This window comes from Nitratireductor alexandrii (assembly GCF_004000215.1).
Lineage (GTDB): Bacteria > Pseudomonadota > Alphaproteobacteria > Rhizobiales > Rhizobiaceae > Mangrovimarina > Mangrovimarina alexandrii.
The window spans coordinates 219,472-232,802 of the sequence record NZ_RBVY01000005.1; the positions used below are offsets into that span (position 1 = coordinate 219,472).

Below are 13,331 nucleotides of genomic sequence, written 5' to 3' on the forward strand. Positions count from 1 at the left end.
GCTTTTCGAAACCCAGGCTTAACAGGCGGTTAGCCGGAAAGATAAAAGGCCGGACAAAGGCCCGGCCTCTGGCTGCGATGATGGCGCAGGCGGCTAGCGGATACGCCCGCGCCCGCCGCTTATCTCGACCGCCTCGGTGCCGGTCAGCGCCTCGCGGTCGCCGTTCGGCATGGTGACGAAACAGCCATTGGGGCAGAACTGCACCGTTTCGCCGCCCGCCAGAACGAGCTCGCTCTGTGTGCCGCCTTCGGTGACGATCACCGTACGCGGTTCCGAATCGCGGTTGACGATGCTGGCGGCGAAGGCCGGTCCGCCCGCGACAAGCAGGGCTGCGAGGATCATGATGGGTCGTTTCATCTGTCGGATCCGGTGTTTCCACCGCCTCTTGTGGGGTTCGACGAGCCGAAGCTCGGCTTTTGACCCAGTGTATAGGGCTTCCATGCTGAACGGCAACTGAACGTCGCGATTAGGCCCGATTGCCGCTGGAACCCGCGTAATCGCCACCCGGGCCCGGCCTCAACTGTCGGGATCGACGGCGCGCCGGCGGCGGCGGCGCCTCGGCGTGGTCTCCTTAGCGGCCGGTTCGGCCTCGGCGGCCGGCGCCTCCGGCACCTCTTTTGCCGCCGGCGCGGTCCTGGGCGCCTCGGCCGGCGGCGCGGCGTTTCCCAAAGCGCCCGGCCCGCTCTTGATGTGGATGTCGCGCTGCGGAAACGGAATTTCGATGCCTTCGCGCTCGAAGGCCTCCACGATCTGGAACCGGATTTCGTTTTGCACCGAAAGCCCGCTCAAAATGTCGGACAAATAGAGCCGGAGTTCGAAATCCAGCGACGACGCGCCGAAATCTGCGAAAAACACGAACGGTTCCGGATTTTTCAGAACCAGCGGATGGCCGCGGCCGATCTCCAGCAGGATGTCGTGGACGCGCTTGACGTCGGAGCCGTAGGCGACACCGATGCGGATTTCGACGCGGCCGAGCTTGTTGCGGTGGGTCCAGTTGCCGACGGCGGCGTTGATCAGGTCGGAATTGGGCAGGATCACCGTCTGGCGCTGAAACGTCTCGATCTCGGTCGCGCGCACGCTGATGCGCTTGACGGTGCCGGTCACCGCGCCGGCCTCGATCCAGTCGCCCGCCTTGAACGGGCGTTCGGCGAGCAGGATCAGGCCGGAGACGAAATTCGACACGATGTTCTGCAGTCCGAAGCCGATCCCCAGCGACAAGGCGCCGGCGACCAGTGCGAGATTGGACAGATTGATGCCGGCCGCAGAAACGCCGATCAGCGCCGCGATCGCGATGCCGGCATAGCCGACCGCCGTGCGGATGGAGTTGCGCACGCCGGCGTCCACGCGCCCGCGCGTCAGCACCGAGCCGTCGAGCCAGCCCTGAAAGCCGCGTGTCAGGAAATAGCCGAGCGCGAACACCAGGACGCCGGTCAGGATGCCGATCAGCGAGAACGAGACCGAGCCGATCGTGATCTCGTTGGCGAGCCTGTAGGCCCAGCTGGTGATGTCGCCCCACTGGAATCCCCATTGCAGCAGGATCAGCGGCACGCCGACGGCCACGATCAGGATATTCGTGCACACGCTGGCGACGAGACCGAGCTGGTCGAGCGAGCCGTCCTCGAGCAGGAAACGCCGGCGCACGAAACGCCCGAGGGCGGTATCGATGAAGGCGCCCTCGCGCGAAATCGCGCTCGCCGACAGGAAGCCGATATACATCGTCGCCCCGATCGCGCCGGTGATGACGATCTGCTTCGACAGGAAACGCGCAAAACCGATATAACCCAGTATCGCCGCCACCGTGGTGCCGATGCCGAGCGCGAGAAAGAAATAGTTGAGCAGCGTCAGCCGCGGCCGGCCCTGCGTATCCTCCTCGCCGCGCGCCGGGCGCACGAGCCCGATCAGCGTCACCAGCACGCCGACGATCACCGTGGCGATCAGGCTTTTGGCGATCGTCAGCGACAGCGGCGAACCCATCACCTGGTTGATCTTGTTCATCGCCACGTCGAGGCCGTTGGTCACCGCCGTCATCCAGGCGAGCCAGAACAGGCGGAAGGCGGATTTCGAATCGACCGGAAGCAGCCGCCAGTCGGGTCGGCCCGGCGACAACGCCGCGCGCGCCAGCCGGTTGACGAAGAACACGATCACCGCGACCTGGGCGAAGGTCGACAGCATCGCGGCGATGTCCGAGCGCAACACGTTGAAATAATCGAAGAAGAAGTAGCTGGCGCCGAAAAACACCGCCAGCGAGGCCGACGGCAGAAGCGTCGACCAGAAGGCGATGGAAATTCGCGACAGATAGGTTGGCGCGGGATGATCCTCGTCGACCTCCACCATACCCGAAAAGAACCGGTTGCCGACGAACAGGATCAGCCCTGCCGCCGCCATGGCCAGAAGGGTCGCGATCAGCACCGACTGCCATTTGAAGGTGGTGACGAAACGCAGCCAGGACGCGAATGCCCGATAGAGGTCGTGGGCCTCGGCAACCAGATCGTCGAGCGTGCCGGGGCTCAATGCGGAAACGATGTCGTAGCGTTTCGACAGCGTGTCGGTGAACAGGTCGCGGCGCATGGCGCTGATCTGGTCGATCAGCCGGTTGACCCTGAGCGATTCGCTCTCCGCGCGCCCGAGCAGCGCGTTGATCTCGGCCTTTTCCTGTACCAGCGCCGCCCGCTCCTCGGCGACGATCTCCGGCTCCGGCGGCTGATCCTCACCCGGCACCGGCCCCAGCGTGTCCAGACGCAGATTGATCTCGTTGAGGCGCGGGCGGAACTCGACGCCCGCCTCCAGAAACGCGGCCGCCAGGTCCTCCAGCTCGAGCCGCAATTCGACCAGCCGGGCATCGTCGGTCGCGTTCTGGTCGACCAGCCGCTGCAGGTTTTCGCCCCGCTCCATCAGCGCTTCGATCGCGGCACGTTGCCGGTCGAGCAGGCTGTCGCCGGCTGCCCTGGTGGACGTCTCGGTCTGGGCGCGCGCGGGGGCGAGCGCCACGCTGGCAGCCGCAAGCGCCAGCCCCGCCACAACGAGAAAAAGTCGGACAAGTCGAAAAAAGGATAAATTCACGCGCTGCTTCCGCCCACGGGCCATCGGCTTCGGCTCCATCATTAGTAAGGCGGCCGCGATGGGGCAAGCCGGTCCGCTCCCGTCGGGACGGGGAAGGCCTGGTCGGTCCAGCGAAAGGCGACGGCGTATTCCTGGCTTTTCGACCGGCCGGCGTGCCTATAGTGTCGCGCCAACTGCGACCGGACAGGCATCATGGCCGAATATTCCCTCCTCTCTCTTCTCAAGCATGCGTGGCACGGCAATCGCGACTGGAAACCGGCTTGGCGCAAGGCCGAGCCGAAGTCCGATTACGACGTCGTCATCGTCGGCGGCGGCGGTCACGGGCTGGCCACGGCCTATTATCTGGCCAAGGAGCACGGCATCACCAATGTCGCGGTGCTGGAAAAGGGCTGGCTCGGCTCCGGCAATATCGGCCGCAACACCACCATCGTGCGCTCCAACTATCTGCTGCCCGAATCGATCCGCCTTTATGATTTCTCCGTGAAATTGTGGGAGGAGCTGGCGCACGACCTCAACTACAATGTGATGTTCTCGCAGCGCGGCATCCTCAATCTCGCCCATTCGCCGGCCCAGGCCGACGACTATATCCGCCGCGGCAACGCCATGCTGCATGGCGGTGGCGATGCCGAATGGCTCACCCCGGCCGAGATCGCCAAAAAAGTGCCGGGCGTCGACCTGAGCAGGACCGCCCGCTTTCCCGTCGTCGGCGGCCTGTTGCAGCCGCGTGCCGGCACGGCACGCCACGACGCCGTCGCCTGGGGGTATGCGCGCGGCGCCGACCGGCGCGGCGTCGACATCGTCGAGAATTGCGAGGTCACCGGGTTCCTGCGCGAGGGCGAGCGCGTCGTCGGCGTGAAAAGCACGCGCGGCGAAATCCGGGCCAAGAAGATCGCCGTGGCCGTCGCCGGCTCGACCGGCCGCGTCATGAAACTGGCCGGCATCGACACGCTGCCGATCGAAAGCCATGTCCTTCAGGCCTTCGTCACCGAATCGCTAAAACCCTTCGTCGACACGGTGGTCACGTTCGGCGGCGGGCATCTTTATATGTCGCAGTCCGACAAAGGCAGCCTCGTTTTCGGCGGCGACATCGACGGCTACAATTCCTACGCCCAGCGCGGCAACCTGCCGGTGGTGGAAGAGGTGATGAGCGAGATGGTGGCGCTGTTTCCCGGACTTGCCCGGGTACGGCTCTTGCGCTCGTGGGGCGGCGTGATGGACATGTCGATGGACGGCTCGCCGATCATCACCACCGGCCCGCTTCCGGGCATGTATCTGAATTCGGGCTGGTGTTACGGCGGGTTCAAGGCGACCCCGGCCTCGGGCTGGACCTTTGCCTGGACGATCGCCAAGGACGCCCCGCACGCCATCAACGCCCCGTTCACGCTCGAGCGCTTCCATCGCGGCGCGCTGATCGACGAAAAAGGCCAGGGCGCCACGCCCAAGCTTCACTAGGATCGCCCGATGCTGATCACCTGCCCCTATTGCGGTCCGCGCGACCTCGCCGAGTTCTCCTACCAGGGCGACGCCAACCGGCCGCGCCCCGACCAGCACGACACCGATCAGGCGCGCTGGAACGCCTATGTCTACGACCGCGCCAATCCGGCAGGCCCGCATCGCGAATATTGGCAACATGCCGGCGGCTGTCGCAAACATCTGCTGATCGTGCGCTCGACCCTGACGCACGCCATTGAAAGCGTCGCCTTCGCAGGCGCCCCAGGCGCAACGCCGCAAGCGCCTCGGCGGGCGGCCAAGGGCCGCACGAAGACCGGACCGGCCAAAGGGAAAAAACCATGAGCCCGCGCCGCAGCGCCGAGGGCGGCCGGATCGACCGCGGCCGCACGATCCGCTTCAGTTTCGACGGCAAGGCCTATCAGGGCCATCCCGGCGACACGCTCGCCTCCGCCCTAATGGCCAACGGCGTGAGGCTTTTCGGACGCTCGTTCAAATATCATCGCCCGCGTGGCCTGCTGGCCGCCGGCGTCGACGAGCCCAACGCGCTGGTCACCGTGCTCAAGGGCACGGTGCGCGAACCCAATATCGCCGCCACGCAGATTGAGATCCACGAAGGCCTGACGGTGGAAAGCCAAAACCGCTTTCCCTCGCTCGATGTCGACGCCGGCGCGGTCAACCAGCTCGCCGGCGGGCTGCTGTCGGCCGGCTTTTACTACAAGACCTTCATGGGCCCGGTCGTCGGGCCGCTCAAGGGCACGCGGGTCTGGATGGCGTGCGAACATTTCATCCGCCGCGCCGCCGGCCTCGGCCGGGCCGGCCGCGACGCCGATCCCGACCGCTACGAACGCATGAACGCGTTTTGCGATGTGCTCGTCGCCGGTGCCGGACCGGCCGGGCTGATGGCCGCCAAAGCCGCCGCTGAAGCGGGCAAGCGCGTCATCCTGGCCGATCTCGACCCGGTGCCGGGCGGGTCGGCAAAATGGTCCGGCGACACGATCGACGGCCTGCCGGCCGCCGCATGGGCGCAAAGGACAATCGAGGCGCTCGGCACCCTGGACACGGTGCGGCTTTTGCCGCGCACGACGGTCTGGGGCTATTACGACGGCAACACGCTGGCCGCGCTGGAACGCGTCGCCGATCACAAGCCGGCGCCCGACAAGGGCGAGCCGCGCCACCGCCACTGGACGATCCGCGCCGGCACGGTTGTGCTGGCGACGGGCGCGTTCGAGCGCCCGCTGGTCTTTCCCGGCAATGACCGGCCCGGCGTAATGCTTGCCGACGCGGCCGTGCGTCTGTTGCGGGAATACGGCGTCGTCGCCGGCTCCAGGGTCGCGCTCTTTGCCAACAACGACGATGCTTATCGCGCGGTTGCGGCGCTGGCCGAGGCCGGCGCGACAATCGCCGCCATCGTCGACATGCGCGACACGGTCTCGTCGGCCGCCCGGGCGCTCGCCGAACGGGCCGGCGCGGAATTGCTTGCCGGCCACGCCGTCACCGGCACGAAAGGCGGCAAGGCGCTCCGCGAGATCGCCGTCCAGCGCCTGCGCGAGGGTGAAATCACCGGCCAGCCGCGTAAGATCGCGGTCGACTGCCTGTTGATGTCGGGCGGCTGGTCGCCGACGATCCATCTGGCGAGCCAGGCCGGCACGGCGCCGCGATGGGACGAGGCGCTGCAGGCCTTCCTGCCGCCGGAGCCGACCCAGAACTGGATCGGCGCCGGCGCCTTTGCCGGCCGTTTCGCGACCGCCGCCGCCCTTGCCGATGGGCTTGCCGCCGGCGCGAAGGTGGCCGGCGGCAAGCCGCCGCGCAAATCCGCGCAGCCCAGGGTCGAGGCCGTGGAACTGGACATCGCGCCCGCGCCGGTCTTCGAGATCCGCCCGCCCGGCAAGGCCGGCAAGGCCTTCGTCGACTTTCAGCACGACGTCACCGCCGAGGATGTGCGCCTGGCCCACCGCGAGGGGTTCGTCTCCGTCGAGCATCTCAAGCGCTACACCACGCTCGGCATGGCGACCGATCAGGGCAAGACCTCCAACGTGCCCGGTCTGGCCATCATGGCCGCAGCGCTGGGCAAAACCATTCCCGAGGTCGGCACGACGCGTTTCCGCCCGCCCTTCACCCCCGTCTCGCTGGGCGCGCTGGCGGCCGAGCGCTACGGCGACTTGCGGCCCGACCGGCTCACCCCGATGCACGACTGGCATGTCGAAAACGGCGCGACGATGTATGCGGCCGGGCTCTGGTACCGGCCGATGATCTATGGCGGGCGCGGCGAGACGGTCGAGCAGGCCTATGTGCGCGAAGCCGCCGCCACGCGCGCCGGGGTCGGCATCGTCGACGTCTCCACCCTCGGCAAGATCATGGTCCAGGGGCCCGACGCGGCCGATTTCCTCGACCGGGTCTACACCAATAAATTCTCCACCCTGCCGGTGATGAAGGCCCGCTACGGGCTGATGCTGCGCGAGGACGGGCTGGCCTATGACGACGGCACGACCTGGCGCCTGTCGCAGACCGATTTCCTGATGACGACCACCACGGCCAATGCCGGCAAGGTCATGCAGCAGCTCGAATATTATCTCGACATCGTCTGGCCCGACCTGAAGGTGACGCTCACCTCCGTCTCCGACCAATGGGCCGGCGCCGCCGTCTCGGGCCCGCGCTCGCGCGACGTGCTGGCCGCCTGCGTCACCGGCACGGCCGTCGACAACGACACCCTGCCCTTCATGGGCATCGTCCGCGGCGAGATCGACGGCGTGCCGGTGATGATCTGCCGCCTGTCCTTTTCCGGCGAGCGCGCCTACGAGGTCTATTGCGGCGCCGGCCACGGCCTGCATGTGTGGGAAGCGTTGATGGAGGCCGGCAAACCGTTCGCCATCGTGCCCTACGGGCTCGAGGCGCTGGGGACGCTGCGTATCGAAAAGGGCCATGTGACCGGGGCGGAGATCGACGGGCGCACCACCGCGCGCGATCTTTATCTCGACTGGATGCTGTCGAAGAAAAAACCCTTCGCCGGATCGATGATGATGGATCGCGAGGGCCTGTGCGACGACGACCGCATCCGCCTTGTCGGCATCGTCGCCCTCGACGACAGGCCGCTCGGCGGCGGCGCCCATATCGTCGAACACGACGACCCCGCCGCCTTGCGCGATTCGATCGGCCACGTCACCGCCGGCTGCTATTCGCCCGCACTCGGCAAATATATCGCGCTGGCGCTCGTCAAGGGCGGCAAGACGCGCCACGGCACGCGCGCCTTCGTCTCCGACCCGCTGCGCAAGCGCTTCGGGCCGGTCGAGATCGTCAGCCACCATTTCTACGATCCGGAAGGGAGCCGCATGCATGGTTGAACCCGTGTCGCCGCTCGGCGCGGCCTGGAAACCGGGCGCCTATCCCAATACCGCCGGCGAGACCGGTCTCGTCCTGAGCGAGACCCGGCCGGGCTCGATCGTCCAGGTCGCCGCCTGGCCCGGCCGGGAAAAGACGCTGATTGCCGCCATCAAGTCGGTTACCGGCCTGGCGCTCGCCGACGGCGCCGGCGCCGGGCGGGTCGATGGCGCCAAGGCCGCGTTCGGCATCGCGCCCGGCACGTTTGTGGTCGTGGACCAGAAGGAGGGGCTCGCCGCCACCCTTGGCGCGGCGATCGGCGTGGACACCGGCACGGTCACCGACCTGTCGCACGGCCGCACGGCGCTGCGCCTGGCCGGACCGAAGGCCGAATGGGTGCTGGCAAAGTTCTTCGCGCTCGACTTTTCGCAGACCGCCTTTCCGCCCGGCGCCGGCCGCGCGACCAGCCATCACGACATTTTCGCCCAGATCCAGCGTTCCGGCGCCGAGCAGTTCGACCTCTACGTCTTCCGCTCCTTCGCCCGCGCCTTCTGGACGGCACTGTGCCATGCGAGCGAGGAAGCCGGATACAGGGTCGGATGACAAGCCGCGCTTTGCCCGCGCGCGAGCCGTCGGCAGGCCTTCGAAGCACCGCGACATGAGTCCGGATGCGGCGCACGCTGTGTTGTTGACACCAAAAAGTCGCAAACGCATATTTCGTCCCGGGACGGGACGATCACATGGATGAATACAATAGTCTTGCCGCGAAGATTTGCGCGGAAAAGATCAGGGCGGCCTATTCTCGCGGTCGGCCCGCTCATTTTCTGATCGGAGCGGGGTGCTCAATTTCTTGCGGCATACCGACGGCGCAAGGCATATTGTCCCTGATCGAGAAAAAATTTCCGAATTCTTTCAACAATCTTCCCGAGGAAGACAGGAAAAATTACAGGAAAGCGATAGACCTGCTCCCGCGCAACGAGCGGCGCGACCTGATAATATCCATAACCGAGGAGGCCAAGATAAGCTGGGGTTATCTCGCCCTCGCCCGACTCCTCGAAAAAGGTTATGTCGACGCCGTCCTCAGCCTGAATTTCGACCAGCAGCTCCAGATAGCCTGCAGCCTGGTTGGTTTCAGTCCGGCGATCTACGACATCGCGGCGACGAAAACGGTCAACACGAACTACCTCGTATTTCCGTCGATCATCCATCTTCATGGCCAGAGTTACGGCTTCATTCAACTCAATACCGAAAAGGAAAATCGGGATCACTCGAAAAACATCAAGCCGATGCTCGATTTTTCCCTCTCGAACTCGCCACTGTTCGCAATCGGCTATAGCGGCGAATCCGACAATGTTTTCCAGACCATTCAAAAACAATATGACGGCGCGGAATATCTCACCTGGCTCGGGCACGAATCGTCGCCCCGGCCGCATCTGAACAAGATCCTCACCCATCCGGCCGCCGATTATCTGGGCAATATCGAGTTCGACGCCTTCATGGTTTCGCTGGCGATCGAACTCAACGAGTGGCCGCCCATGATCGTCACCAGGCCGCTCGAACGGCTCAAAACCTTCATCGACAACATCTCCACCTTCCGCCCGGGCGCCGACCAGCAGTCGATCGATCTGAAATATTTTTCGAAAACGAAGATCGAGCAGATGGACCATGACTGGAACAAGGATTACGGCAGGCTACCCAAATTCGAACAGTCCATCCTGTCGATGAATTTCGACGACATCGTCAAACGGTTCGAAAGGTCGAGGAACAAACACGGCGTCCTCTCCTCCCCCTTCCATCGCAATATCGTGTCCTGGTCCTACTCGGAGGTGAGCTACAAATTGTGGGTGGCTGTCGCCAACGGAAAAATAGAGGAAAAGGGTGAGAAGGCCGCGACCCTGAAAAAATCCCTTCGCAATATCAACAAGGCGATATCGATCGAAGAGAAAAACGACTACCTGAACAACAAGATAAACATATTCATATTGCTATATCACATTACAAAAAAGGAAAAACACCTGAAATCGGCGCTGGAACTGTACTGGGGCACGCCGCACAGGAAACGGTCCGACAAAATGGGATACAACATCATTTCCGCATATTCGGAAATGTACAAAATCCGCAAAGACGGCCGCTATCGCAAAAAGGTGGACGAGATCTGGAACGGCTTCGGAGAATTCGGAAAAAGCAAGCCTTACAACTACATATGCTTCCTTTCGGTCGTCAACGACATCGAAGGCTGCAAAAACATGTTCCTTCACGCCGCCGAGAACGGCAAGCTGCCGGACAAGGACTATATCGGCAATGACAAGGACCTTGAAAATATCCGCAAGGAACGCTGGTTCCAGTCCGCGTTGAAGGCCATGCCGTGAGGCCGGCCGCGCCTATTTGACGAAGGTGACGAACTCATCGAGAGCGGCGCGTTCGGTGCGCAGCTTGTTTTCCGGCTTCGAGGTGTCCTCGTGGCCGAGCGCCATGCCGCACACCACGATCTCCTCGTCGGGGATGCCGAGCACGGGCCGGATCTGGCGATGATAGGGCGCGAACGCCGCCTGCGGGCACGTATGCAGCCCCCTGCCGCGCGCGGCGACCATGATGTTCTGCAAAAACATGCCGTAGTCGATCCACGATCCCTGATTCAGCCGGCGGTCGATGGTGAAGATCATGCCGACCGGCGCGTCGAAGAAGACGAAATTGCGGTCGTGCTGGGCACGCATCTGGTCGACGTCGCGGCGCCCGATGCCGAGATGGCCGTAGAGCGAGAACCCGACCGCGCGGCGACGCGACAGGTACGGCTCGAAAAACTGGTCGGGATAATAGCGGTATTCGTCCCATTTGGCCTTTTCGGCCCTGATCCCGGAATTGAGGATGGCATCGGCGATCTGGCGTTTCTTGTCGCCGGTCGTCACATAAACCTTCCAAGGCTGCATATTGGTGCCCGACGGGGCCCGGCTCGCGACCTTGAGAATGTCGCGGATCGTATCCTCGTCGACCGGATCGGGCAGAAATGCACGCACCGATCGCCGCGAAATGATCGCCTCGTCGACAATATCGGCGTCCAATACGGTATCGTTCTGGTTGTCTGGCGCCAGCATCTGGCCGTCCCCACCTCAATCTGCTGCGACCGCGCGGTCGGCGCGCGGCCATCCTTGCCACTCTGTCGGGCCGGAGCCGGCCGGCCGTGCATTGCACGGCCTTTCGGCAGGACCGCATCTTCCTTTGCATATTGTCGCTCTCGGGTCGACTCCGCGCCGCACCTTGCGTGCAGGCGCCCTGCCGCACGCCGCGCTTGCGTCGGTCAGGTGACAGGCCCTGTCGGCAGCGAAGCACCGCACGGTGGACAAATCCGGCAGGCTGGCCATGCTATGGGGTGGAGGAAAGGAGAGCCGGTTTGCATGACGTGATCCTTCTCGACGGCGGTATGGGCCAGGAGCTGATCGCCCGCAGCCGCGCCGCGCCGACGCCGCTCTGGTCGACGCAAATCCTGCTCGACGAGCCCGAAATCGTCGAACGGGTCCACCGGGACTATATTGAGGCCGGCGCACGCGTCATCACCATCAACGCCTATTCGGCCACCCCCGAGCGTCTGGAGCGCGACGGCGATCCGGCGCGGTTCGACGCTTTGCAGCGGCGCGCCATCGATCTTGCCTGTGCCGCGCGCGACGCGGCGAAACGCCCGGTCGCCATTGCCGGCTGTCTGCCGCCGCTGGTCGCGAGCTATCGGCCGGAGCTGACGCGCGATTTCGACCTCGCGCTCGCCACCTATCGGCGGATTGCCGAAATTCAGGGCCCGCTGGTCGACCTGATACTGTGCGAGACCTTGTCGTCCACCCTCGAGATCGCCGCGGCAACCCGCGCGGCCGCCGAAACCGGCCGACCGGTCTGGACGGCGGTCAGCCTGATGGACGGCGCGTCTTCTGCGATGCTGCGCTCGGGCGAACCGCTCAGCGCCGGCCTTGAGGCCGCGCGCGCGGCAGGCGCGCATGCGGTGCTGGCCAATTGCTGCTGGCCGGAAACGATCTCGGCCGCGCGCTCCGAACTCGCCGCGGCGGGCCTGCCCTTCGGGGTCTACGCCAACGGTTTCACCGGCATCGACGCGCTACGTCCCGGCGGCACGGTCGACACGCTGACCGCGCGCACGGATCTCGACCCCGCCACCTACGCAGCCTGGGCGCTCGAGCTGGTGGCGCAGGGCGCCACGATCGTCGGCGGCTGTTGCGAGATCGGCCCGGATCATATTTGTGAGTTGAAGCGCCAACTCGAACACACCGGACACACCATCACGGGACCAGCCCATGCCTAATCCTTCTTCCCGCATTTCCGGCATCACGCCCCACGGCAAGGATGGCTGGGAGGTTCATTTCGCCGCCATGACCCGCAAGCAGGCCGGCGAGGACATCATGATGCTGTCGGTCGGCGACCATGATTTCGACACGCCCGCCCAAACCGTCGAAGCCTGCGTGACGGCGGTCCGCCAGGGCCGCCACCACTATACGCAGCTTGCCGGCCTGCCCAGGCTGCGCGCGGCCATGGCCGCGATCTCCGAACAGGCGACCGGTCTCCTCACCCGCCCCGACGAGGTGATCGCCACGCCCGGCGGCCAGCTCGCCCTGTTCGCCGCCGCCCAGGCCACGCTCGACCCCGGCGACCACGCGATCATGATCGCGCCCTATTATGCCACCTATCCCGGCACCTTCCGCGCCGCCGGCGCCGAGTTCACCGTGGTCGAGGCGCGGGCCGAAGACGGTTTCGAGCCGCGCGCCGAAGCGATCGAGGCGGCGATCCGCGACAACACCCGAACGCTGTTGATCAACACGCCGAACAATCCGACCGGCGCCGTCTATTCGCCCGACACGCTGGAGGCGATCGCCGCAGTGTGCCGGCGCCACGACCTCTGGCTGATCTCCGACGAGGTCTACTGGACCTTGCCCGGCAGCAAGAAACATGTCTCTCCGCGCGCCCTGCCCGGCATGGCCGAGCGCACACTCGTGGTCAATTCGATGTCCAAGAGCCACGGCATGACCGGGTGGCGGATCGGCTGGCTGACCGCGCCGGCCGATCTCGTCGCCAGGCTGGTGAGCCTCAACCTGGTCACCACCTACGGCCTCAACGACTTCGTCAGCCGAGCCGCCATCGAGGCGCTGGAAAACGCCTACGGCGTCGACGAGATCGCCGAGCGCTACGCCACCCGGCGCAAGGCCTTTCTGGACGCCACGCGCGGCTTCAACGACGTCACCGTGCGCGGCTCGCAAGGCGGCATGTATGTCATGCTCGACATTTCCGCCGTCGATTTCGACTGCGAGCAGTTTGCATGGCGTCTGCTGGAGACCGAAAAGGTCGCCGTGATGCCGGGGCTCAGCTTCGGCGAGGCCGCCCGAAGCCATGTCCGCATCAGCCTGTGCCAGAGCGAAGACGTGCTGCGGGAGGCCGCCGAGCGGCTGCGCCGCTTTGTGGCCAGCTACGGCGAGCGGCGTCGCTCCGCCTGAACGCCCTCATAGCGGGCACGG

10 protein-coding genes are annotated in these 13,331 nt (G+C 65.2%); 7 read left to right on the top strand and 3 right to left on the bottom strand.

Annotated elements, in window-relative coordinates:
- Positions 1-93: 93 nt before the first annotated feature.
- Positions 94-357, bottom strand: coding sequence for a hypothetical protein (locus EP380_RS13250; protein WP_127598951.1), 264 nt, complete (start codon positions 355-357; stop codon positions 94-96).
- Between the two features lie 159 nt (positions 358-516).
- Positions 517-3,060 carry a mechanosensitive ion channel family protein gene (locus tag EP380_RS13255; RefSeq protein ID WP_238719857.1) on the bottom strand — a complete coding sequence of 848 codons (2,544 nt, stop codon included), beginning with the start codon at positions 3,058-3,060 and terminating at the stop codon, positions 517-519.
- A 192-nt stretch (positions 3,061-3,252) separates the two neighbouring features.
- Between EP380_RS13255 and EP380_RS13260 the strand changes: the two genes are divergently transcribed.
- The 5 genes from EP380_RS13260 (at position 3,253) to EP380_RS13280 (ending at position 10,196) form a co-directional block, all read left to right on the top strand.
- Positions 3,253-4,512 carry a sarcosine oxidase subunit beta family protein gene (locus EP380_RS13260; protein WP_127598953.1) on the top strand — a complete coding sequence of 420 codons (1,260 nt, stop codon included), beginning with the start codon at positions 3,253-3,255 and terminating at the stop codon, positions 4,510-4,512.
- Between the two features lie 9 nt (positions 4,513-4,521).
- On the top strand, positions 4,522-4,854 hold the full coding sequence (locus EP380_RS13265) for a sarcosine oxidase subunit delta (RefSeq protein WP_106571644.1): 333 nt from the start codon (positions 4,522-4,524) through the stop codon (positions 4,852-4,854).
- Positions 4,851-7,850 carry a sarcosine oxidase subunit alpha family protein gene (locus EP380_RS13270; protein WP_127598954.1) on the top strand — a complete coding sequence of 1,000 codons (3,000 nt, stop codon included), beginning with the start codon at positions 4,851-4,853 and terminating at the stop codon, positions 7,848-7,850. Before EP380_RS13265 ends, EP380_RS13270 begins: the two co-directional genes overlap by 4 nt.
- On the top strand, positions 7,843-8,430 hold the full coding sequence (gene soxG, locus EP380_RS13275) for a sarcosine oxidase subunit gamma family protein (protein WP_127598955.1): 588 nt from the start codon (positions 7,843-7,845) through the stop codon (positions 8,428-8,430). Before EP380_RS13270 ends, soxG begins: the two co-directional genes overlap by 8 nt.
- Positions 8,431-8,567: 137 nt before the next feature.
- A complete protein-coding gene (locus EP380_RS13280; protein WP_127598956.1) occupies positions 8,568-10,196 on the top strand; it encodes an SIR2 family protein in 1,629 nt (542 codons plus the stop codon).
- 12 nt (positions 10,197-10,208) lie between these two features.
- On the opposite strand, the gene EP380_RS13285 is transcribed toward EP380_RS13280, so the two are convergent.
- Positions 10,209-10,919 carry a nitroreductase gene (locus EP380_RS13285; RefSeq protein ID WP_106571640.1) on the bottom strand — a complete coding sequence of 237 codons (711 nt, stop codon included), beginning with the start codon at positions 10,917-10,919 and terminating at the stop codon, positions 10,209-10,211.
- Between the two features lie 305 nt (positions 10,920-11,224).
- Between EP380_RS13285 and EP380_RS13290 the strand changes: the two genes are divergently transcribed.
- A complete protein-coding gene (locus EP380_RS13290) occupies positions 11,225-12,127 on the top strand; it encodes a homocysteine S-methyltransferase family protein (RefSeq protein WP_338036305.1) in 903 nt (300 codons plus the stop codon).
- A complete protein-coding gene (locus EP380_RS13295) occupies positions 12,120-13,310 on the top strand; it encodes a pyridoxal phosphate-dependent aminotransferase (protein ID WP_106571638.1) in 1,191 nt (396 codons plus the stop codon). Before EP380_RS13290 ends, EP380_RS13295 begins: the two co-directional genes overlap by 8 nt.
- The last annotated feature ends 21 nt before the right edge of the window (positions 13,311-13,331 follow it).

Excerpts from the sequence above, each read along its gene's own strand:
- EP380_RS13250 (WP_127598951.1), bottom strand. The coding sequence starts at position 357 with ATGAAACGACCCATCATGATCCTCGCAGCCCTGCTTGTCGCGGGCGGA.
- EP380_RS13260 (WP_127598953.1), top strand. The coding sequence starts at position 3,253 with ATGGCCGAATATTCCCTCCTCTCTCTTCTCAAGCATGCGTGGCACGGC.
- EP380_RS13265 (WP_106571644.1), top strand. The coding sequence starts at position 4,522 with ATGCTGATCACCTGCCCCTATTGCGGTCCGCGCGACCTCGCCGAGTTC.
- EP380_RS13270 (WP_127598954.1), top strand. The coding sequence starts at position 4,851 with ATGAGCCCGCGCCGCAGCGCCGAGGGCGGCCGGATCGACCGCGGCCGC.
- soxG (WP_127598955.1), top strand. The coding sequence starts at position 7,843 with ATGGTTGAACCCGTGTCGCCGCTCGGCGCGGCCTGGAAACCGGGCGCC.
- EP380_RS13280 (WP_127598956.1), top strand. The coding sequence starts at position 8,568 with ATGGATGAATACAATAGTCTTGCCGCGAAGATTTGCGCGGAAAAGATC.
- EP380_RS13285 (WP_106571640.1), bottom strand. The coding sequence starts at position 10,919 with ATGCTGGCGCCAGACAACCAGAACGATACCGTATTGGACGCCGATATT.
- EP380_RS13295 (WP_106571638.1), top strand. The coding sequence starts at position 12,120 with ATGCCTAATCCTTCTTCCCGCATTTCCGGCATCACGCCCCACGGCAAG.